Annotated in this window: 19 protein-coding genes; 11 read left to right on the forward strand and 8 right to left on the reverse strand. The window is 71.6% G+C overall.

Annotated elements, in window-relative coordinates; all coding sequences use genetic code 11:
* Positions 1-10: 10 nt before the first annotated feature.
* On the reverse strand, positions 11-451 hold the full coding sequence (gene dtd / locus LRX76_RS08080) for a D-aminoacyl-tRNA deacylase (RefSeq protein ID WP_231803870.1): 441 nt from the start codon (positions 449-451) through the stop codon (positions 11-13).
* A gap of 51 nt (positions 452-502) precedes the next feature.
* On the opposite strand from dtd, the gene LRX76_RS08085 reads away from it, so the two are divergent.
* The 4 genes from LRX76_RS08085 to LRX76_RS08100 all read left to right on the forward strand — a co-directional run bounded on the left by LRX76_RS08085 (position 503) and on the right by LRX76_RS08100 (position 5,402).
* Positions 503-1,426, forward strand: a complete 924-nt coding sequence (locus LRX76_RS08085; protein WP_231803872.1) for a lauroyl acyltransferase — start codon at positions 503-505, stop codon at positions 1,424-1,426.
* Between the two features lie 159 nt (positions 1,427-1,585).
* Entirely contained in the window at positions 1,586-2,710 is a 1,125-nt protein-coding gene (ribA, locus tag LRX76_RS08090; protein ID WP_231803874.1) for a GTP cyclohydrolase II RibA, read from the forward strand.
* Positions 2,711-3,378: 668 nt separating this feature from the next.
* Entirely contained in the window at positions 3,379-3,897 is a 519-nt protein-coding gene (locus LRX76_RS08095) for a PH domain-containing protein (protein ID WP_231803876.1), read from the forward strand.
* A complete protein-coding gene (locus LRX76_RS08100; RefSeq protein ID WP_231803878.1) occupies positions 3,894-5,402 on the forward strand; it encodes a PH domain-containing protein in 1,509 nt (502 codons plus the stop codon). The genes LRX76_RS08095 and LRX76_RS08100 overlap by 4 nt, the downstream gene beginning before the upstream one ends.
* Positions 5,403-5,457: 55 nt before the next feature.
* On the opposite strand, the gene LRX76_RS08105 is transcribed toward LRX76_RS08100, so the two are convergent.
* Positions 5,458-6,513 (reverse strand): CDP-glycerol glycerophosphotransferase family protein, encoded by a 1,056-nt coding sequence (locus LRX76_RS08105; RefSeq protein ID WP_231803880.1) that lies wholly within the window; start codon positions 6,511-6,513, stop codon positions 5,458-5,460.
* On the opposite strand from LRX76_RS08105, the gene LRX76_RS08110 reads away from it, so the two are divergent.
* A complete protein-coding gene (locus LRX76_RS08110; RefSeq protein ID WP_231803953.1) occupies positions 6,512-7,366 on the forward strand; it encodes a glycosyltransferase family 2 protein in 855 nt (284 codons plus the stop codon). The two genes, LRX76_RS08105 and LRX76_RS08110, sit on opposite strands and share 2 nt — an antisense overlap.
* Before the next feature lie 8 nt (positions 7,367-7,374).
* Here LRX76_RS08110 and LRX76_RS08115 read toward each other — a convergent pair whose 3' ends face one another.
* The 6 genes from LRX76_RS08115 to def all read right to left on the reverse strand — a co-directional run bounded on the left by LRX76_RS08115 (position 7,375) and on the right by def (position 14,465).
* The gene (locus LRX76_RS08115; protein WP_231803882.1) at positions 7,375-8,643 is read right to left on the reverse strand and encodes an O-antigen ligase family protein; all 1,269 of its coding nucleotides are present in this window, start codon (positions 8,641-8,643) and stop codon (positions 7,375-7,377) included.
* Between the two features lie 92 nt (positions 8,644-8,735).
* Positions 8,736-9,758 carry a glycosyltransferase gene (locus LRX76_RS08120; protein WP_231803884.1) on the reverse strand — a complete coding sequence of 341 codons (1,023 nt, stop codon included), beginning with the start codon at positions 9,756-9,758 and terminating at the stop codon, positions 8,736-8,738.
* Between the two features lie 73 nt (positions 9,759-9,831).
* The gene (locus tag LRX76_RS08125; RefSeq protein ID WP_231803886.1) at positions 9,832-11,556 is read right to left on the reverse strand and encodes a glycosyltransferase family 39 protein; all 1,725 of its coding nucleotides are present in this window, start codon (positions 11,554-11,556) and stop codon (positions 9,832-9,834) included.
* Positions 11,557-11,574: 18 nt separating this feature from the next.
* A complete protein-coding gene (rsmB, locus tag LRX76_RS08130) occupies positions 11,575-12,903 on the reverse strand; it encodes a 16S rRNA (cytosine(967)-C(5))-methyltransferase RsmB (RefSeq protein ID WP_231803888.1) in 1,329 nt (442 codons plus the stop codon).
* Positions 12,900-13,826, reverse strand: a complete 927-nt coding sequence (gene fmt / locus LRX76_RS08135) for a methionyl-tRNA formyltransferase (protein ID WP_231803890.1) — start codon at positions 13,824-13,826, stop codon at positions 12,900-12,902. The genes rsmB and fmt overlap by 4 nt, the downstream gene beginning before the upstream one ends.
* A 126-nt stretch (positions 13,827-13,952) precedes the next feature.
* A complete protein-coding gene (gene def, locus LRX76_RS08140; protein ID WP_231803892.1) occupies positions 13,953-14,465 on the reverse strand; it encodes a peptide deformylase in 513 nt (170 codons plus the stop codon).
* A 129-nt stretch (positions 14,466-14,594) separates the two neighbouring features.
* Here def and LRX76_RS08145 point away from each other — a divergent pair, with 129 nt between their 5' ends.
* The 6 genes from LRX76_RS08145 to LRX76_RS08170 all read left to right on the forward strand — a co-directional run bounded on the left by LRX76_RS08145 (position 14,595) and on the right by LRX76_RS08170 (position 22,019).
* A complete protein-coding gene (locus tag LRX76_RS08145) occupies positions 14,595-15,731 on the forward strand; it encodes a LysM peptidoglycan-binding domain-containing protein (RefSeq protein ID WP_231803894.1) in 1,137 nt (378 codons plus the stop codon).
* A gap of 87 nt (positions 15,732-15,818) precedes the next feature.
* Entirely contained in the window at positions 15,819-16,979 is a 1,161-nt protein-coding gene (dprA, locus tag LRX76_RS08150) for a DNA-processing protein DprA (RefSeq protein WP_231803896.1), read from the forward strand.
* Between the two features lie 42 nt (positions 16,980-17,021).
* Entirely contained in the window at positions 17,022-17,495 is a 474-nt protein-coding gene (locus tag LRX76_RS08155) for a DUF494 family protein (RefSeq protein WP_231803898.1), read from the forward strand.
* Between the two features lie 447 nt (positions 17,496-17,942).
* On the forward strand, positions 17,943-20,399 hold the full coding sequence (locus LRX76_RS08160) for a DNA topoisomerase I (protein ID WP_231803900.1): 2,457 nt from the start codon (positions 17,943-17,945) through the stop codon (positions 20,397-20,399).
* A 346-nt stretch (positions 20,400-20,745) separates the two neighbouring features.
* Positions 20,746-21,306, forward strand: a complete 561-nt coding sequence (locus LRX76_RS08165; protein ID WP_231803902.1) for a Sua5/YciO/YrdC/YwlC family protein — start codon at positions 20,746-20,748, stop codon at positions 21,304-21,306.
* Positions 21,307-21,353: 47 nt separating this feature from the next.
* On the forward strand, positions 21,354-22,019 hold the full coding sequence (locus tag LRX76_RS08170) for a DUF4124 domain-containing protein (RefSeq protein WP_231803904.1): 666 nt from the start codon (positions 21,354-21,356) through the stop codon (positions 22,017-22,019).
* Positions 22,020-22,037: the final 18 nt, after the last annotated feature.

Genomic DNA, 22,037 nt, shown 5'->3' on the forward strand with positions numbered 1-22,037 from the left:
CAGAACGGATTCAGGCCCGAAGAATGAAGGTCACCGGGCCGTCGTTGACCAGGCTGACAACCATATGGGCACCGAAGCGGCCGGTTTCCACCCCGGGCCGGTGCTGTTGCCGGCACAGCTCGACAAGACGGTTGAACAGGCGTTCAGCCTCCTCCGGCGCGGCGGCGCTTGTGAAGCTGGGGCGCATGCCCGAGGCGGTATCCGCCGCCAGGGTGAACTGGCTGACCAGCAGCAGGCCGCCGCCGCTGTCGGCCAGCGACCGGTTCATGCGCCCGCCGGCGTCGGCGAACACGCGGTAGCCGAGCAGGCGCTGGGCCATGCGCCGCACCCGCGCCTCGTCGTCGCCCGGTTCCACCGCCACCAGCGCCAGCAGGCCGGGGCCGATGCGGCCGATGCAGCGCTCGTCGACGCTGACGCTGGCCTGGGTGACGCGCTGGATGAGCGAGAGCATGGCGGTGCGGCCGGTTTCTGGGACTGCGGTTATACCGGCTAGACTTTTGCCATGAAAGCCGAATTCATCGCCAGCGTCCTGTACCGCCTGGCCGCGCTGTTCGCCCGCCTGCCCTGGCCCTGGTTGATGACCTTCGCCGACCTGCTGGCCTGGCTGTGGTGGCGGCTGGACGCGCGCGAAAGCCGGGTCGCCCGGCGCAACCTGGAGCTGGCCTACCCGGACCTGCTGCCCAGCGAGCGGGTGCTGGTGCACCGCGCGATCCTGCGCTCGACCGCGCGCCAGGCGGTGGAGACGCTGCGCCTGTGGACGCGGCCGCCGGCGCAGAACCTGGCGCGCTGCCTGAAGCAGCGCCACGGCCAGGACCTGTACGACGCCGCCCTGGCCTCGGGCAAGGGCGTGATCGTGGCCGCGCCGCATTTCGGCAACTGGGAACTGCTCAACCAGTGGCTGTCCCAGCGCGGGCCGATCGCCATCGTCTACAAGCCGCCGCAATCGGCGGTCGGCGATGCCTTCCTGCTCAAGGTCCGCGGCTCGGACGCCAACATCCGCCAGGTCCGCGCCGAGGGCCCGGCGGTGCGCCAGCTGTTCAAGGTGCTCAAGGACGGCGGCGCCACCGGCATCCTGCCCGACCAGCAGCCCAAGGCCGGCGACGGCGTGTTCGCGCCGTTCTTCGGCATCGACGCGCTGAGCATGACCCTGGTCAACCGGCTGGCCGCGCGCACCGGGGCGACGGTGCTGTTCGCCTGGTGCGAGCGCATCGGCCCGGACATGGAGTTCGCGCTGCACGTGGAGCCCGCGCCGGCGGCGATCGCCGACCCGGACCCGGTGGTCGGCGTGAGCGCACTCAACGCCGGGATCGAGCGCATCGCCCGCCGCGACCCGGCGCAGTACCAGTGGACGTACAAGCGCTACACGCTGCGCCCGCCGGGCAGCGGCGAGCACGACCCCTACGCCACCGCCCGACATCCGCACTGAACGGCGGCAGCGCAACGCATCGTCCCGGCCGGCCGCACCCCGGGTTTTGGCCCGGGACAGGAAAAACATCGACAATAGCCGACCGAACGCGGGAAGCCGCCGCCGCGAAAGTGGCGGCGGTTGAATCGAACGCCCGCCTCCCCCATCTGAAAAACCGTCATGCCACTGCCTTCAGCCCCTTCCACACCCAGCTTCGGCGACCCCTCGGCCATCCGCTGCGAACGCGCCGCCTCGGAGCTGCGTGCCGGGCGCCCGGTGATGATCGAGGACGGCCACGGCACGCGCCGGGCGGTAATGGCCCTGGACAGCAGCACCGAGCAGTCGTACGCGGCCTATGCGCAGGCCGCCGGCCATCGCCACTACCTGTTCCTCACCGCCACCCGCGCCGCCGTGCTGGGCCTGCAGGCGCCGCACGGTGCGCGCATCCCCCTGGGCGAACGCAGCTTCGACAGCCTGGCGGCGCTGGGCTACCTGCGCGAGGCCGAGCTTCCCGCCGACTGGAGCGCGGGCGATGCGCTGGATGCGGCCGCGGTCGAGGTCGCGCGGCTGGGCCTGCTGCTGCCGGCGATGCTGGCGGTGGACGTGTCCGCCGATGCTTCCGCGTTCGAGGGCTGCGGCAGATTGTCGCTGCAGGACCTGCAGCAGGGCGCCGCGCAGGCCGCGCATGGCTACGAACTGGTGGCGCGCGCGCCGGTGCCGCTGCGCGATGCCGGCATGAGCCAGTTCGTGGTGTTCCGCGGCGGCGTGGCGCAGCGCGACCAGGTGGCGGTGATCGTCGGCCATCCCGACCTGTCGCAGCCGGTGCCGGTGCGCGTGCATTCCTCGTGCCTGACCGGCGACCTGTTCGGATCGCTCAAGTGCGACTGCGGCGACCAGCTGCGGCGGGCGCTGACGATGCTGAAGGAGCTGGGCGGCGGCGTGCTGCTGTACCTGGACCAGGAAGGCCGCGGCACCGGCATCGCCGCCAAGATGCGTGCCTACGGCTACCAGCACGACGGCCTGGACACCATCGACGCCGACGCCCAGCTCGGCTTCGGCGCCGACGAGCGCCGCTACGGCAGCGCGGTGGCGATGCTGCGCGGGCTGGGCATCGCCCAGGTGCGGCTGCTGACCAACAACCCGGCCAAGGCCGAGCGCCTGCGTGCATCCGGCATCGACGTGGTCGAGCGCATCCCGGTCACCGGCCGCATCACCCACGAGAACGAGCAGTACCTGCGCACCAAGGCCGCCCGCGCCGGGCACCTGCTGGACGTGGACGCGCTGATCCACGCCTCCACCCGCTGAGCGGTCTCGCGACCTGCGCAGGAGCGGCTGGGCTATCAGTTGCAACAGGGCTTTACCGGCATCCTTTTCAGGTCTTTGAGGCCCTTGAGGCTGTAGTAGGTCGCAGCACTCCCTGCGCCGTCGCATAGGGCGGACCTTTGGCCCGCCTCTTCTCAATCCGCCACGACGGGTCGGAGCCCGCCCTGTACCTGTCGCCAGCTATGAGCGACGACGATCTGCCCAGAGCCGGAGGGCGCCGCCCATGGATGGGCGGCCTGCCGTGATCGAGCATGTTCCGACCGAGCCACGGAGGGCGAGTCGGAAAATCCCGATAACCCATCAGGCGAAGGCTCTTGATCTTGCAGGAAAAGCGTTTTTCTTTGGTTCCGTTTCTTTTGGCGCTTTTCCAGAAGGGTGAACCCGGCCGTGTCAGCGGACGGAAGCCTTTGCTTTTCTTGCTTGCCGATTTCTCCGGTGACACATTTGGAAGATCCGAGCTCACCGGCCGGGTGCCGTCGCGACTGATGGCCCAGACGCCACGCAGAGCCGCCCCTGCGGCCACCTCAGCCCAGGCACGCGCAGGAATGGCGAGCTACCCCGAACTCGGCGACACGCCCTAAACTCCCGTGTGCCGCCTCTCCGGCACCGGCTGCGTCGTGCGCGCCATCCTTCCGCCTGGAGCAAGTCCCGTGACCGACGCCGAGATCCCTTCCGCGCCTGCGCCTGCATCCGCCGCCGAAACCGGCTGGCAGCCGTTGCCGCGCCGTGGCGCCTGGCTGGCGGCACTGGGCGGCGCGGCGGCGATGCTGCCGCCGCTGGCGGTGGTCGCCGGCGTGTTCACCCTCGCCACCGGCATCGGCTCGCCCTGGCTGGCGATACCGCTGTGTGCGCTGCTTGGCGCTATCGCCGGTGCGTGGCTGGCGCTCAAGCGCCATCGCCTGACCCGCTGGCGGCTGGATGCGCAGGGCCTGGCGCTCGCGCGCGGGCGCTGGTGGCAGACCGACACGCGGGTTCCGCTCTCGCGGGTGCAGCACCTGGACCTGCGCCGCGGCCCGCTGGAACGGGCCGCGGGGCTGGCGACGCTGGTGGTGCATACCGCCGGCACCCGCCTCAACACGGTGGCCATCTGCGGGCTGGACGACGCTGATGCCGAGCGCCTGCGCGACCGCCTCGCCCGCCAGCTGGACCAGGACGACGACGCGCTGTGACGTCCCCGGCAACCGCACCGGCCACGCCGGACAGGCGCCTGCACCCGTGGTCGTGGCTGTTCGTGCTGCTGCAGCAGCTGCGGCAGTTCCTGCTGCCGCTGGTGGCGCTGGTGGTGTTCGGCAGCCGCGGCGATCGCGGCGACCTGGCCGACCTGCTGGTGCCGCTGGTGGCGGTGGCGGTGCTGGTGGCGATCTCGCTGCTGCAGTACCTCACCTACCGCTACCGCATCGGCGGCGACGCACTGACCGTGCGCAGCGGCTGGCTGCAGCGCAGCGTGCGCGAGATCCCGTTCGCCCGCATCCACAACGTGGTCGTGCACCAGTCGCCGCTGCACCGGCTGTTCGGCGTGGCCGAGGTCCGGCTGGAATCGGCCGGCGGCGACAAGCCCGAGGCGCAGATGCGGGTGCTGCGACTGGACGATGCCCTGGCACTGGAACACCAGGTCAGGCACCGTGGCCCCGAGGCCGGGGAGGCGGCAGGCGTCGCGCCGCCCGCCGCCGAGGTGCTGCTGGCGCTGTCGCCGGCCGAAGTGGTCCGGCTGGGGCTGATCTCCAACCGCGGCATGGTGGTGACGGCCGCCGCCTTCGGCGCGCTGTACCAGATGTTCCCGCGCCGTCTGGCGTCGGACTACATCCAGGACTACAGCCAGCGCGCGTTCGGCTATGCCAGCCACCTGCATCCGGGCACGGCGGTCGCGGTGGTGGCCGCCGTCGCCGTGGCACTGCTGGCATTGGCGGCGCTGCGGGTGCTGTCGGTGCTGCTGGCGCTGTTGCAGTACCACGGCTTCGTCCTCAGCCGCGCCGAGCGGCGGCTGACGGTCGAGCGTGGCCTGCTGACACGCCTGCGCACCAGCGTGGCGCAGCGGCGCATCCAGGCGTGGACGCTGCAGGAAGGGGTGATGCATCGCCTGTTGCGGCGCCGGCGCCTGCGCATCGACACCGCCGTGGTCGAGGCGCAGGGCGAGAGCGGCCGCGCGCTGAAGGAACTGGCACCGGTGGCCACGCCGGCGGCCTGCGACCGGCTCGTCGCCGGGCTGCTGCCGGTGGCGCACTGGCCGCCGCGCGACTGGCGCGGCGTGGCGCGCGGGCAATGGTGGCGGCTGTGCCTGCCCACGCTGGTGCTGCTGCCGGCGCTGGTCGCGCTGCTGTGCTGGCACTACGGATCCTGGGGGCTGCTGCCGTTGCTGTGGCTGCCCTGGTCGGCGTTCAAGGCGCGCCGGCAGGTCGCACGCATGGGCTATGCGCTGGACGAGCGCCTGATCGCCGTGCGCGGCGGCTGGTGGAACCGCTGGTGGCGCTTCGCCGAGCTGGACAAGCTGCAGGCGCTGCAACTGGTGCGCTCGCCGCTGGACCGGCTGCTCGGCACCGCCACGCTGTGGCTGGACACCGCCGGCGCCAGCGCCGGCTCGCCACCGCTGCGGCTGCAGTTCGTCGCCGAAGACGACGCCCGCGCGATCCATCAGCGGCTGATCGAGGCGATGGCGCGGCGCAGGCTGCGCTGGTAGGCGGTCGCGCCGGACCGCGTGCGCGGCGGCACGGCGGCGATGGCGTCCCGCCACTTCAGCGCTGCGCCGGCCCCCAGTAGCCCAGCTCGCGGCGGATCTGCAGCCCGCGCCACAGCGCGCCCAGCGGCTTGCGCCGCAGCCGCCCCATCTCGCCGTCGATGAAGTCCTCGGTGGCGGTGATCACGCGCTCGGAGGACTGGCCGTCACGGTACGGATGGATCCAGTCGGCGTAGCGCACGATCTCGGCCATCAGCGCAGGCTCCGGCGCCAGCGCTCGCGCCAGCATAGCCGGCAGCTGTTCCGGATCGGCGAAGTCGATCATGTGCGGCTGCGGCACGCGGTTGCGGAAGGTCACAACCGGTTTGTGCTGGACCACGAACTCGGACACGATCGAGGAGGTGTCCGAGACCAGCACGTCGGCCGCGCGCTGCGCCGCCATCACCTGCTCGGGCTCGACGAAACACGCATTGGCGCCGGCCAGCGCGCGGTAGCGATCGAACAGTTCCGGCGCGCACTTGGGATGCAGGGTCAGCAGCCAGTAGCGCTCGCCGCGGGCGATGTCGGCGGCGATTTGCGCATGCAGCCACGGCGCCGCGCTCAGGCGCTCGGTGAAGGTGGAGCCGAACAGGATCACCGGGCGGCCGGCGGCCGGCGCGCGCAGCGCCGCGCTGCGGCCGCCGTCGTCGCGGAACAGCGGGTCGAGCTTGGGCCAGCCGGTCTGCGCGACGGCGAAATGGCCTTCGCGCGCGGCCAGTTCGCGGAACGGCTGCGTCGTCGCCGGTCCCTGGGTGCAGTACAGGTCGAACAGCCCGCGCACGCGGAAGTGGCCGCGACTGTCCTCGCGCTTCTGCACGTTGAAGCCGTGGAACAGCTGCACCTTGGCCCCGGACACGAACGGCGGCACCCAGTTGGCGGCGCTGAACACCGCGCGCGGGCGCAGCGCCAGCGCATCGCGCAGGCCCACGCTGCGCACGCCCTCCAGTTCGGCGCCGGCCGCGCCGCCCTCGAACCAGGCCGCCACCGATTGCCCGGACGCGTGCAACGCCTGCGCCAGAGGCGCCAGAATAGGCAGCGCATAGCGCTCCGTCGCGAACAGCAGGTACCCGGCCATCGACACTCCATCCTCTACGACCGCCCGCGGCGAGCGGCCTCGCATCTCGGCCTGCATTATCGCGTTCAACGAAGCCGACCGCATCGGCGACTGCCTGGCCTCGCTGGCCTTCTGCGACGAGATCGTGGTGGTCGATTCCGGCTCGACCGACGCCACCGCCGCCATCGCGCAGGCCGCCGGCGCGCGCGTGCTGCAGCGCCCGTTCGACGGCTTCCGCAGCCAGAAGGCGTTCTGCGTGGCCCAGGCCGCGCACGACTGGGTGCTGTGCCTGGACGCCGACGAGCGCGTGGACGAGACGCTGCGCGCATCGATCCTGCAGGCCCGCGACGGCGGTTTCGCCGCGGCGGCCGGTTATCGCTTCGCCCGTCTGTCGGACTACTTCGGCCGCTTCCTGCGCCACGGCAACGCCTATCCGGACCGGGTGATGCGCCTGTTCGACCGCCGCCGCGGCGGCTGGCGCGGCACGCGCGAGATCCACGAATCGGCCAGCGTCGACGGTCCGGTGCCGACCCTGCGCGGCGACCTGTTGCATTACCCCTACCGCTCGCTGGAGCAGCAACTGGCCAAGACCCAGCGCTACGCGCGGATGATGGCCGAGCACGACTTCGCCCGCGGCAAGCGCGCGACATGGAGCAAGCTGGTGCTGGCGCCGGCATGGCGCTTCTGGCGCGGCTACGTGTTCCGCGCCGGCTTCCTCGACGGCTGGCGCGGGCTGGTCTACGCCTACGTGCGCGCCAACTACGTGCGGCAGAAATCGATCATGCTGTGGCTGCTGCAGCACGGCCAGCCGCTGGCCGATCCGCCCAGGGGCGATACGCGCGCCGCACACGGCGAACCGGCTCACGACCCGTAGGAGCGACTTCAGTCGCGATCGGGCTTCACCGGTAAAGCCTCATCGCGACTGAAGTCGCTCCTACGGGAATCCAGGTTCATGGGGGTACTTGCGCCACCGCCGGCCTGCTGCGCCTCGCGCGCCGCCAGGCCCGCCAGGATGCCGACCGCGACGCAGTAGAAGCTCGATGCCAGCTGATGGGCGAACATCGACTGGGTCAATCCGCACAAGGCGTACGCCACCACCAGCGTGGCGCCGGTGGCGGCAGGCCCGCGGAACTCGTGGCGGCCGCTGCGCCGGTACAGGCGCACGAACCAGTACAGCGGCAACGCGTAGACCAGGATCAGCAGCAACGCGCCCGGTATCCCCTGGGTCGCGCCCCACTCGGCCAGGTCGTTGTGCGCATGGCCCAGGTGGCAGCGCTCGATGCCGGCGTTGGCGCATTCCGGCAGCCGCTGCATGGCCACGTCGAAGCGGCCGATGCCGATGCCGGCAAGCGGATGTTCGCGCAGCGTCGCCCATGCCACCTGCAGCCGTTCCAGCCGCGCGCCGGTGGAGGAGTTCTCGTCCCCGCCCTTCAGCCTGGCCACGTCCTGCTGCAGTTCGACGATGCGCGCCTGGTGCGCCAGTTCGGGAACGGTCAGCAGCGCCGTCCCCGCGGCAAGCCCGAGCAACGCCAGCAGCAGCAGGCGCGTGCCCAGCGTGCGCCAGTGCGCGGTGCAGACGACGACCAGCAGCAGCGCGGCCAGGCCCAGCATCACCCCGCGGCTGCCGCTGAGCACGAACACGCCGGCGGCGGCGGCCAGGGTCCAGGCGCGGCCCCATCTGGGCGTGTCCGGCTCCAGCAGCACCAGCACCAGCAGCCCGAGCGTCACGTCGGCGAACACGATGGCGTTGTTCCAGCCCTCGGCGCGGGGGGCGCCCGCCGCGACCTGCGCGATCGCCAGCGCCAGCGCGGCCCATATCCCGGCCACCGCGCCGCGCCACAGCCAGCGCCGGTCCGGCATCAGCGCGTAGGCCCACAGCACGGTCCACGGCAGCGCCAGGAAACGGGAGCGCTTCTCGACGTTGCGCAGTTCCAGCCCCCACCAGGCCGCCGAGATCAGCGCCAGGGCGATCACCCCCAGCGCCAGCCAGGTGGTCCAGGCCAGCAGGCCCTGGGTGCGGCCGATGCCCTGCCGCAGGCAGGCGGCGCCGAGGATGCTCGTCGCCAGCAGCAGCACGCCGAACGGAAGCAGGCCGCTGGGAAGGCTGACCACGCACAGGCCGAGCAGGAAGACGGCAGCCGAGGCCAGCATCCGGACCCGCTGCTGCGGTAGCCGGGAAGCGGGGACTGGGGTTGCAGCCAGCGGCGAGGACGACATGGAGGCGGATTCTCGGGTGTGCCGGCCTAATGCGACCCCAACCGTGGCGGTGCCGGGACCCCGGCCGCCGAGCTGTCGTTCAGGCTCAGGGATTGCTGCACCACCTGCGCGAAACGCTCGTGGAACGAGGCCTGCTGCTGCAGGAAGAACGCGCGGGCCGCGGCCGAGATGCGCGCCTGCGCCTGTGCATCGAGCGACAGCGCCCGCATCACCGCACGCTCGATCGCGGCTTCGGCGACCTCGTAGCGCACGCCGAGGTTTTCCGGCGCATGGCCGGCCGTGGCGATCAGCACGCCGCGGTCCTGTCCCACCAGCTCGTTCATCGGCGCGCCATCGGTGGTGAGCACGATCGCGCCCACGCCCAGGCCTTCCACGATGTAGTGGCCGAAGCCCTCCGCCCGCGACGGGCACAGGTGGAACAGGTGCTCGTTCTGCAGCCGGCGCAGCGCATCGTCGGGCACGTGGCCGCTCAGCTGCAGGACGTTGGCCAGGTGCCGCGGCACCGATTTCTTCACGCTCTGCACCACCGTCAGCTGCGGCCATTCCGGATGCCGCGCCCACAGCCGCAGCAGCAGGTCGGTGTTCTTGGCCGAGCTGCGACCGGCCAGATGGAAGAAGCGCCGCTGCCGCCGCACCCCGGGCAGATGGCGATCCTCGCTGGTGAAGCCGACGTAGTGCGCAGCGCATCCCAGCCGGGCGAAGGTCGCCTGCGCCTCGACGGTCTTGCACAGCACCCCGTCGAAGCGCGGCAGCAGTTCCTGCCACTTGGGCAGGAACCATTCCGGGTTCGGGATCAGCAGGTTGCTCCTGCCTGCCGGCAGGCAGCGCTGGTAGATGCGCTCCAGGAATATCTGCACGTCGGCGCGCCCGCGCCACAGCGCGGCGACCCGCATCCCGGCCTCGCGCAGGCGATTGCGCGCGTTGCCGCCCTGGAAGCCGAGCAGCTCGACCTCCACGCCGGGGATGCGCCTGGCCGCCTGCGCCACCAGCAGCATGTCGCGGCTCAGGCCGACGCCGTTGTCACGGCTGATGATGCGGATCAGCGGCACGCGCTCATCCCCTGGCGAAGCGACGGCACCGGGCCGCGCCTGTCGCTCCGGCCATCGTTGGCGCGAGCGTCATTCATTCGTTTTCCGCATCGGCCTGCGCCTTCCGTTCGATCAGCCTTTCGCCCGCCGACATCGTACAGCCGCCGCGCACGGCCCCGGCCGGCACCAGCCACCAGCTCCTGCGGTTGGCCACCCCCATCGGCTCGCTGGCCTGGCGGTCGATGCACGAGAGCATCATCGGATCCTGCACCAGCAGCCAGCGCTGCGCCGGCCGCTGTGCCTGCCACGCCACGCCACGCCGCAGCTGTTCGTCCCACGGCACCCTGAAACCGAAGGTCGCCGCCGGCCGGTCGGCCATCAGCAGGTTCTGCTCCTTCCACGCCACCAGGCCGAGCTCGGCCTGCGGGCCGATGCGGCGGCCGACCGCTTCCATCAGGCCGCGCGCCGAGCTGGAATCGTTGAGCAGCGGATAGCCGACCAGCCCGTACATCACCCAGAACGCGCCCAGCACCGAGCACACCGCGCGCTCGGGCAGGCGCCGGCCCCAGACCAGCAGGCTGCCGACGCCCCAGGTGCCGACCGCGACCAGCACCCAGGCCAGCGGCCGCGTCACTTCCTGGCCGATGCCGCGGCCGTCCATCAGGCGCCGCTCGAAGCCCGGGGTACCCGACAGCATCGCCAGCCCCGCCACCAGGAACAGCGCCGCCAGCAGCACCGCGAACGCCCCCACGCACAGGCGCACGCCGCGCCGGCGCAGCAGCCCCGGCAGCAGCGGCGCCAGCGCCAGGCAGAACATCGGCAGCGCCGGCAGGATGTAGACGTCGCGCTTGCCGCTGGGAATGCTGAAGAACACCACCACCAGCAGCCACCACGCCAGCGGCAGCAGGTAGCGCGGATCGTGCCGCAGCCGCAGCCGCCGCCACCACGGCGCCAGCGCCCACGGCAGGGCCAGCATCGCCGGCAGCCACATCGTCAGCATCGTCTCCAGGTGGTACCAGGGCGGCTGCGGGTGGTCCCAGGACTGCGCGTAGCGCTTGGCCGTCTGCCGGAACAGGATGTCGTCCAGGTAGGCGTGGTACTCGGGATTGCTCGAAGACAGCCCCACCGCCAGCACCGGCGCCAGCCATACGCAGATCGCCGCCAGCAGCGCCAGCGGCCCCAGCCAGAAGCGCGCGTCGCGCACGTGCACGCGCACGCCCGGCCAGCCGCGCGCGGCGGCGATGCCGGCCGGCACCAGCATCAACAGCGCGATCACGCCCACGCCCTTGCTGATCACCCCGAGCCCGGCGGCGAACCAGCCCAGCGTCCACCAGCCCCAGCGCGGCCCCTGCAGCAGGTGCCGCAGCAGGCCGTAGTTGGCCAGGGTGATCCAGAACACCACCAGCGGGTCGATCTGCGCCTTCTTGGCCTGGAAGGTGAACTGCAGCGCGAACAGCAGCATCCACGCCGCGTACAGCCCGACCCGGCGCGTCCACAGCCGCCGTCCCAGGTCGTAGACGCAGGCCAGCGTGCCCAGCGCCGCCAGCAGCGAGGGCAGCAGGAAGGCCACGCGCCAGTTGCCGAGGATCGTGTAGAACGCGGCCTGCAGCCACATCAGCAGCGGCGGCTTGTCCGAGTACAGCTCCATGCCGCGGTGCGGGAACAGCCAGTCGCCGTTCTCGACCATCTGCTTGGCCACCAGCGCGAAGCGCGGCTCGTCCGAGGGCCACGGATCGCGCAGCCCCAGGCCGGCGCCGATCACCAGCATGGCGGTGATGGCCAGCAGCCAGAATTCGCGGGAGGATCGAGTGTTCAGCATCGGCGGCGATAGTAGCGGTTAGGCCTGCCTGCGCAGGCGTGCGTAGAAGAAGCCGTCACAGTCCTGTTCACCCGCAAGCCGCTGGCGGCCGGCACCGGAGACATGGCCGAAGCCCTCGTCCAGGACCTCGGCGCGCGCATCGCCGGTGCGGGCCAGGAACGCCTCGACCTGGCCGGCGTTCTCGCGCGTGAGCAGCGAGCAGGTGGAGTACAGCAGCACGCCGCCGGGACGCAGCGTCTTCCACGACGCATCGAGCAGGCGCGCCTGCAGCGCCACCAGCGCCTGGATGTCGGCCGGGCGACGGTGCAGCAGCACGTCGGGCTGGCGGCGGACGATGCCGCTGGCCGAGCACGGCGCGTCCAGCAGCACCGCATCGAACGCCGCCCCGTCCCACCACTGCTCCAGCGCGCCGGCATCGGCCGCCCTGAACTCGACGCTGGCCTGCAGCCCGGTGCGCTGCAGCGTCTCGCGCACCCGCTGCAGGCGCCGCGCGTCCACGTCCAGCGCCGTCAGCCGCAGCGACGGGTCGCGCTCGACCAGGTGCGCGGCCTTGCCGCCGGGCGCGGCGCAGGCATCGAGCACGCGCGCGGCGGGCGGCAACGCCAGCGCATCGGCCACCTGCTGCGCGGAGCCGTCCTGCACCGATACCAGGCCATCGGCGAACCCCGGCAGCGAGGACACCGCGACCGCCGTCTGCAGGCACAACGCATCGGCCAGCCATGCCGGCGCGCGGGCCTGCAGGCCGGCCTGTTCGAGCAGCGCCAGATAGGCCTGGCGGCCGATCCGCGCACGGTTGACCCGCAGCCACATCGGCGCGGCGAGCGCGCTGGCGGCGAAGACCTGTTCGGCCTGGCCGGGCCAGTCGCGGCGGACCTCGTCGGCCAGCCACTGCGGCCAGTTCGCGGCGGCGTCGGCCTGCGGGAATCCCTCGCGCAGCGCGCGGCGCAGCAGTGCATTGACCATGCCGGCCTGGCGTGGGCGGCCCAGCGCCCGCGCCGCCTCCACCGTCGCCGACAGCGCCGCGTGCGGCGGCAGTTCGAGCACATCGATCTGGGCGAAGCCGGCCAGCAGCAGCCCCTTCAGTTCCGCGTCGGCGCGCCCGAGCGGGCGCTGCAGCCACTGCTCCAGCGCCGCGGCATAGGCGGCGTGGCGGCGCAGCGCGGAAAAGCAGATGGCCTCGACCAGCGCGCGGTCGCGCGCATCGGCGATGCCGCCCAGCGCGGCGGCCAGCTCGGCCTTCAGCGAACGGCCGCGGCCGACCACCGCGGCCAGCACGCGCGCGGCGGCGACCCGCGCCGCCACGCCCGGCGGGGATGGCGGCGGCGCCTGTGGCCGGGCGGGATTCACGCCGAAACCGGCAGATCGCGGCGCGCGTTGAGGTAGTCGGCGGCGGTGATGGCCTTGCCGCCCTCGCGCTGGACCACGCGCAGGCGCAGCACGCCCTCGCCGCAGGCCACGTCCAGGCCCTGCCGCGAGGCGGCGATCACGCTACCCGGCGCGGCGCCGCGGCTGGACTCGTCCAGCGCCACCGCGCCATGGATGCGCAGGCGTTCGCCGGCGACCTGCGCCTCGGCGACCGGCCAGGGATTGAAGGCACGCACCTTGCGCGCCAGCACCGAAGCCGGCTGGTTCCAGTCCAGCCGCGCCTCGGCCTTGTCCAGCTTGTGCGCGTAGGTCACGCCGGCCTGCGGCTGCGGCTGCGCCACCGGCTTGAGCCCGGCACGCAGCAGCCCCAGGCCGTCGCCCAGCACCTGCGCGCCCAGCGCCGCCAGGCGATCGTGCAGGTCGCCGCCGGTGTCCTCCGGCCCGATCGGCAGGCGCTGCGACAGCAGCACCGGCCCGGTGTCCAGGCCGGCCTCCATCTGCATCAGGCAGACGCCGGTCTCGTCGTCGCCGGCCTCGATCGCGCGCTGGATCGGCGCGGCGCCGCGCCAGCGCGGCAGCAGCGAGGCATGCACGTTCCAGCAGCCATGGGTGGGGATCGCGAGCACCGCCTTGGGCAGGATCAGGCCATAGGCCACCACCACCAGCAGGTCGGGCTCCAGCGCGCGCAGCGATTGCAGCGCCGCCGGATCGCGCAGCGTCGGCGGCTGATGCACGGGGATGCCGCGCGCCACCGCTTCGAGCTTGACCGGCGAGGCGGCCAGCCCGCGGCCGCGGCCGGCGGGCCGATCGGGCTGGGTGAACACCGCCACCACTTCGTTGCGCTGCGCGGCCACGCGCAACGACGGCACGGCGAAATCCGGCGTACCGGCGAAGATGATTCTCATTGGGCAGGGATTCGGGAGTGGGGATTCGGGAGTGGCAGGAACATCTGGATCACAGGGTAAACAGGGAAGGGGATCGGCCGCATTCGCCTTTGCGAATCCCCGATCCCGAATCCCCAATCCCCGCCGTCAAGCCACGTGCTTGCGCGCCTTGGCCAGCTTCTTGCGCACCATCTCGCGCTTGAGCGGCGACAGGTAGTCGATGAACAGCTTGCCGTCCAGGTGGTCGATCTCGTGCTGGACGCAGGTGGCCAGCAGGCCCTCGGCGTCGAGCTGCCGCTGCTGGCCGTCGCGGTCGAGAAAGCGCACGGTGATGGTGTCGGCGCGGCTGACGTCGGCGAAGATGCCCGGAATCGACAGGCAGCCCTCCTGGTAGACGCGGCTGCCGCTGCGCGCGGTGATCTCCGGGTTGATGAACACCTGCGGATCGTTCCGCTCTTCGCTGACGTCGATCACCATGAAGCGCTTGTGCACGTCCACCTGGGTGGCGGCCAGGCCGATGCCCGGCGCCTCGTACATGGTCTGCAGCATGTCGTCCAGCAGCTGCTGGAACTGCGGCGTGGTCACCTGCTCGGCGTCGACCGGCGCAGCCTTGGTGCGCAGGCGGGGATCAGGAAATTCGAGAATGGGAAGTAGTGCCATGATCGTACCGATATGGGGGCGCCGGCCAATCCGGCAAGGCGTCTCAATTCTAACGCGAGCGCCTGCCCGATTCGCCCTTTTCTGGACTATAGTGCGGCTACCTGTTGGGGAATCAGGCAGATAGACACCATGTTCAAACGAATTCGTACGGTCGTCGCCGTCGCGATGCTGACCGTTGCGGCCTATGCCGTGGCCGTGGAAAGCCCCGGCGGCCATCCGGACACCTACGTGGTGCGCAGGGGCGACACGCTCTGGGACATCGCCTCGCGCTTCCTCGGCAGGCCGTGGCTGTGGCCGGAGATCTGGCAGGCCAACCCGCAGGTCGCCAATCCGCACTTGATCTATCCGGGCGACGTGCTGAGCCTGGCCTACCTGGACCGGGTCGCCACCACGGCCAAGGTGCAGCCGGGGCCGCGCCAGGAAGCGCCGATCGACGCGATCGCGCTGGCCGAGGTCGAGCCGTTCCTGAAGAACCTGCGCGTCACCGACAGCTTCGAGCAGCTGCCCTACGTGGTCGGCCTGGAGGACAACCGCCTGCGCGCCAGCGCCGGCCAGGTAGCCTACGTGGTCGGCCTGGACCAGGCCCGGCCGGGCCAGCGCTACGCGGTGGTGCGGCCGACGGTGGCCTATGCCCAGCCCAGGCCGACCGAGGACCTGGGCGCCAACGGCAGCACGACGCCGGGCTCGGGCAACCTGTGGAAGGACTTCGCCGCTCCCACCGCCCGCCGCGAGTTCCTCGGCTACGAGCTGGCCCAGGTCAACATCGGCACGGTGACCCGCGCCGCCGGCGGCAATGCCGAGGCGACCGCGATGCTGCTGGAGGACAGCGGCCGCGAGGTGCGCGCCGGCGACCGCATCGTCGCGGTCGAGGCGCAGGCCTACGACCTGCAGTTCGTCCCGCACGCCCCGGCGCCGCAGGTGCTGGAGACGGACATCCGCGTGCTGGCGGTGGCCGATGCCCTGACCGCCGCCGGCCCGCGCGACGTCATCGCCATTTCCGGCGGGGCACGCGAGGGCATCGACAACGGTACCGTGTTCTCGCTGTGGCGCTTCGGCAGCCGGGTCAACGACCGTGTCGCCCACACGCGCTTCTCGCGCGCGGACGACGGCTACCGCGGCGGCCACGGCACCGTGGGCCTGCCGGACGAGTACGCCGCCCACGCGATGGTGTTCCGCACCTTCGATACCGTCAGCTACGCGCTGGTGATGGAGGGCGTGAAGCCGGCGCGCGTGGGCTACCAGCTCAAGCATCCGGACGCACGCTGACGGCCGCCGCGACAGCGGAAAATCCTGACGCGACACGAGGACGGCGCCCTACGGCGCCGTCCTCGTGTCCGGCCTAGCCTGGTGCGGATGGCCGCTGCCCCCGCCCCTGCCCGCGACGATGCCGACGTCCATGCCCTGGCCGCCCTGGTCCTGGCGGGCGGCGCGGCCGCCCCGCGGCGGCGGTTGCTGCAGCGCCACCGGCACCCCGCCGCGGCACTGGCCGCGGGCCCGCACGCCTGGCGCGACGGCGGACTGGACGCGGCGCAGTGCGCCGCCCTGCGCGAGCCCGATCCCGCCAATCTTCAGCGCACGCTCGACTGGCTGGGCCGCCCCGGCCACCACCTGCTCGGCTGGCACGACCCCGACTACCCGCCGCTGCTGCGCCAGGTCCCCAGTCCGCCGCTGGCGCTTTTCGTCGATGGCGACCCGGCCCGGCTCTGGCATCCCAGCCTGGCGATCGTCGGCAGCCGCACCGCCACCGCGGGCGGCTGCGGCAATGCCCGCCGCTTTGCCGAGGCGTTCGCCGATGCCGGCTTCGCCGTGGCCAGCGGCATGGCCGCCGGCATCGACGCCGCCGCGCACGAGGCCGCACTGGCGCGGGGCGCCATCACCGTGGCGGTGCTGGGCACCGGCGCCGACGTCGCCTATCCGCGCCAGCACGCCTTCCTGCGCGATCGCATCGCCGCCACCGGCGCGGTGGTCAGCGAGCATCCGCCGGGCACGCCGCCGCGCGCCGGGCACTTCCCGGCACGCAACCGCATCCTCGCCGGGCTGGCCCTGGGCACGCTGGTGGTGGAGGCGGCAGCCCGCTCCGGGGCGCTGATCACCGCCCGCCAGGCGGCCGAGGCCGGGCGCGAGGTATTCGCCCTGCCCGGCTCGATCCACAACCCGCAGGCGCGCGGCTGCCACCGGCTGATCCGCGAGGGCGCCATGCTGGTGGAGACCCCGGCGGAAGTGACTGCCGGCACAGGCGCGGCGGCGACCGCGCTGGCCGCGGCCTTGCGCCGTCGCCTGGGCGCCCCCATGCATGCGATCGAACCTTGCACGGGCGGTTCCCCCCACCCCGCAGCGCCCCGCGACCCGGAACACCACCGCTTGTGGCTGGCGCTGGACCATGACCCAACGGGTATGGATTCATTGATCGAACGCACCGGATTGACGGCCGCCGAACTGTCCTCCATGCTGCTGGTCATGGAACTGGATGGAACCGTGGTGGTCGAACATGGCCGCTACCTGCGCAAGCCCTAGTTTCTTCACCTCCACAGCGTCGTTGACGCAGGCCGAGGGGCAATGAAAGAGAGCATTCTGGATGTCCTGCTGTACCTGTTCGAGCACTATTTCACCGAGGACGCGGATCTCATCCGCGATCGCGACTCACTCCAGAACGGCCTGATCCAGGCCGGCTTCAGTCCCTCCGAGATCAGCAAGGCCTTCGACTGGCTCGATGCGCTGGCCGAGCAGCGCCCGAGCATCGCCCAGCCGCGCGTCGACGGCCCGGTGCGCATCTACCACGGCCCGGAGCTGGACCGCCTGGACGTGGAATGCCGCGGCTTCCTGATGTTCCTGGAGCAGCACGGCATCCTCTCGGCCGACCAGCGCGAGCTGGTGCTCGACCGCGCCATGGCGCTGGACCAGGACGAGCTGGACCTGGACGACCTGAAATGGGTGGTGCTGATGGTGCTGTTCAACCAGCCCGGCGCCGAGGCGGCCTACGCCTGGATGGAGACCCAGATGTTCCTGGACGAGCCCGAGCCGGTGCATTGACGGCTGGGATTCGGGATTCGGGATGGCCAGCCTGCGGCTGTCGGGAAGCGCACGGGATTCGGGATTCGGGATTCGGGATTCGGGATTCGGGATTCGGGATTCGGGATTCGGGATTCGGGAAAAGCGTAGCCTTCTGCATTGTCCCGTTCCCGCTTGGCCCGGCGCCCCCGGGTCATCGGCCATCCCGGGTGCGCTGCGCTTACCCGGGCTGCGCGCCTTCCCGGCGATCCGTTCATGTACATCCACGCGCGGATCGGGGTGGGCCGGCGACAGGACTTGACAGCGCTCACAAGGCGTGATTCCACTAAATAAGCAAAGCGGGCGCCCGGGGTCACTCCCGGGCGTCGGCATGTGTGCCTACCGCGATCGCCAGCGGCCGAGCTTCCCTCGGCGCGGCAATTGCGCCACCCTACCCGCCCCCGGGGCCGGCCCCAAGACCATAAAGACATGCCCAAGCACCTGCTCATCGTCGAATCGCCCGCCAAGGCCAAGACGATCAACAAATATCTCGGCAAGGACTTCACCGTCCTGGCCTCGTACGGGCATGTGCGCGACCTGGTACCGAAGGAGGGCGCGGTCGATCCGGACAACGACTTCGCCATGCGCTACGACCTGATCGACAAGAACGAGAAGCACGTCGAGGCGATCGCCAAGGCCGCCAAGGGCGCCGACGACATCTTCCTGGCCACCGACCCGGACCGCGAGGGCGAGGCGATCAGCTGGCACATCGCCGAGATCCTGAAGGAACGCGGCCTGCTCAAGGACAAGCCGCTGCACCGGGTGGTGTTCACCGAGATCACCCCGCGCGCGATCAAGGAGGCGATGGCGCAGCCGCGGCAGATCGCCGGCCACCTGGTCGATGCGCAGCAGGCGCGCCGCGCGCTGGACTACCTGGTCGGCTTCAATCTCTCGCCGGTGCTTTGGCGCAAGGTGCAGCGCGGGCTGTCGGCCGGCCGCGTGCAGAGCCCGGCGCTGCGCATGATCGTCGAGCGCGAGGAGGAGATCGAGGCCTTCATCGCCCGCGAGTACTGGTCCATCGCCGCCGAGTGCGCGCATCCGGCGCAGCCGTTCACCGCCAAGCTGGTCAAGCTGGACGGGCAGAAGTTCGAGCAGTTCACCGTCACCGACGGCGACACCGCCGAGGACGCGCGCCTGCGCATCCAGCAGGCCGCGCAGGGCCGGCTGCACGTCACCGACGTCACCAGCAAGGAGCGCAAGCGCCGCCCGGCGCCGCCGTTCACCACCTCCACGCTGCAGCAGGAGGCCTCGCGCAAGCTCGGCTTCACCACCCGCAAGACCATGCAGGTGGCGCAGAAGCTGTACGAGGGCGTGGCCATCGGCGAGGAAGGCACGGTCGGCCTGATCAGCTACATGCGTACCGACTCGGTCAACCTGTCGCAGGAGGCGGTGGCCGAGATCCGCGACGTGATCGCCCGCGACTACGGCACCGGCGCGCTGCCGGACAAGCCCAACGCCTACCAGACCAAGTCCAAGAACGCGCAGGAAGCGCACGAGGCGGTACGCCCGACCTCGGCGCTGCGCACCCCGGCGCAGGTCTCGCGCTTCCTGTCCGACGACGAGCGCCGCCTGTACGAGCTGATCTGGAAGCGCGCGGTGGCCTGCCAGATGATCCCGGCCACGCTCAACACCGTCAGCGTGGAACTGGCCGCCGGCAGCGAGCACAGCTTCCGCGCCAGCGGCACCACCGTGGTGGTGCCCGGCTTCCTGGCCGTGTACGAGGAAGGCAAGGACAGCAAGGCCGCCGAGGACGAGGACGAAGGCCGCAAGCTGCCGGCCATGCGCCCGGGCGACCAGGTGCCGCTGGATCGCGTGCTGGCCGAGCAGCACTTCACCCAGCCGCCGCCGCGCTTCACCGAAGCGGCGCTGGTCAAGGCGCTGGAGGAGTACGGCATCGGCCGGCCTTCCACCTACGCCTCGATCATCCAGACCCTGCTGTTCCGCAAGTACGTGGAGATGGAGGGCCGCAGCTTCCGCCCGTCCGACGTCGGCCGCGCGGTCAGCAACTTCCTGTCCGGGCACTTCACCCGCTACGTCGACTACGACTTCACCGCCAAGCTCGAGGACGAGCTGGACGCGGTCTCGCGCGGCGAGGAGGAGTGGATCCCGCTGATGTCGCGCTTCTGGACCCCGTTCAAGGAACTGGTGGAACAGAAGAAGGAATCGGTGGACCGTTCCGAGGCCACCGGCGCGCGCGAGCTGGGCACCGATCCGAAGACCGGCAAGCCGGTCAGCGTGCGCCTGGGCCGCTTCGGGCCGTACGCGGCGATCGGCAGCACCGCCGAGGACGCGGAGGAGAAGCCCAAGTTCGCCTCGCTGCGCCCCGGCCAGTCGATGCATACCATCACCCTGGAGCAGGCGCTGGAGCTGTTCCTGATGCCGCGCATCCTCGGCGAGGACAACGGCGAGCAGGTCAGCGTCGGCATCGGCCGCTTCGGCCCGTTCGCCAAGCGCGGGTCGATCTACGCCTCGCTGAAGAAGGAGGACGATCCCTACACCATCGACCTGGCGCGCGCGGTGTTCCTGGTCGAGGAGAAGGAGGAGATCGCCCGCAACCGCATCATCAAGGAATTCCCGGGCAGCGACATCCAGGTGCTCAACGGCCGCTTCGGCCCGTACATCAGCGACGGCAAGCTCAACGGCAAGATCCCCAAGGACCGCGAGCCGGCCTCGCTGACCCTGGCCGAGGTGCAGCAGCTGCTGGAAGAGACCGGCAAGCCGGTGCGCAAGGGCTTCGGCGCCAAGAAGGCCGCCGCCAAGAAGACCGCGGCGAAGAAGGAAGCCGCACCGAAGAAGACGGTCGCCAAGAAAAGCGCGGCCAAGAAGGCGCCTGCGAAGAAGGCGGCCAAGAAAGCGGTGAAGAAGGTCGTCAAGAAGGCCGGCTGAGGCAACAGCTGTATCGATACCGCAGGAGCGGCGTCAGTCTCGAGGTCTTTACCGAGACGCGATTAGCGCCAACCGTCAGTTTTCGAATCGAAATCCATCGTCGTCCACGCAAAGGCGGGGACCCAGCGACTTGAGCCGGTGCCGCGGCAGGCACGGGGTCCACGCCTTCGCGGGGACGACGATGGGAAGACTGTGGAAATGCGCAAGGGCTGACACTCGACGCTAACCAGGTACCGGGAAAGCCCTCGCGGCTGATGCCGTTCCAATGCACACCTCGTCTCGGGGCCTGGCCCGGCCCTGCGCATCGGCGCGACAATAGCCCGCTTCCCACCCCGCGATGCATGCCATGGATCTTTCTCTTGCACAGGCCGTCGCCGCGCTGCGCCGCGGCGGCCTGGTCGCCTGCCCGACCGAGGCGGTCTGGGGGCTGAGCTGCGATCCGCTCGACCGCGACGCGGTGCAGCGCCTGCTGGACGTGAAGCGGCGCCCGGTCGAGAAGGGACTGATCGTCGCCGCCGCCGACTTCGCGCAGTTGCAGCCACTGCTGGACCTGTCGCGCCTGCCGGCGGACAGGCTCGACGCGGTCCTGGCGCAGTGGCCCGGCCCGCACACCTGGGTGCTGCCGGCCAGCGCCACGGCACCGCGCTGGGTCACCGGCGCGCATGACGGCATCGCCGTGCGGGTCACCGCGCACCCGCAGATGGCGGCGCTGTGCCGGGCCTTCGGCGGGCCGCTGGTCTCCACCAGCGCCAACTTCGCCGGCGCCCCGCCCGCCTACCGGCGCGGGCAACTGGACCCGGCGCTGCTGGCGCTCACCGACGGTGCGCTGGCCGACGGCGACACCGGCGGCCTGGCGCAACCCACCCCGATCCGCGACGCGGCGAGCGGCGCGCTGTTCCGCGCCTGACGCCGATGGCGCTTCCCGCCGCCGCCCGAAGCGGGGAAGATGCGGCGATGAAGCGATGGTCGCTCCCGTGCTGGCTGGCACTGCTGGCGCCGCTCCCGGCCGCGGCCGGCGCCCCGCCGCCGGCCGGAGACCTCACCGTCTACCGTTGCGTGGACGGCCAGGGCCGGCTGAGCCTGGGCGACGCTCCCTGTCCCACCGGCCAGCGCCAGCAGGTGCTGAGCATGCAGCGCCCGCAGGATCCTCCGCCACGCAGGCCCACCGCGCCGGCGACCGCGGCGGCAACGACCGCGGTGCCGCCACGCGAGGTGCGCATAGTCAGCGTGCAGCCGCCGCAGCCCATGTACGAATGCGTCACCGCCGACGGCGAGCGCTACACCAGCGACGACGACGACGGCAATCCGCGCTGGGTGCCGAGCTGGGGCCTGGGCTACGTCGCGCGGCCGGGACGGCCGGCGAATCCCGCGCCCGGGACGCGGCCGGGGCCGCCCCCTCCCCGCCCCGGCGGCGTGAGCGCCATCGTGCCGATCGGCAACGTGCTGGTGCGCGACGCCTGCCACGCGCTGCCGCGGCAGGAAGCGTGCTCGCGCCTGCGCGACCGCCGCTGGGAGCTGATCCGCCGCTACAACAGCGCGCTGCAGAGCGAACGCGAGGCGCTGGTGCGCGAACAGCGCGGCGTCGACGCGCGCCTGGACCAGGACTGCGGCGGCGCATGAAACGCTCGGCCAGCCGTA

The sequence above is a fragment of the Stenotrophomonas sp. MMGLT7 genome (assembly GCF_021168555.1).
Lineage (GTDB): Bacteria > Pseudomonadota > Gammaproteobacteria > Xanthomonadales > Xanthomonadaceae > MMGLT7.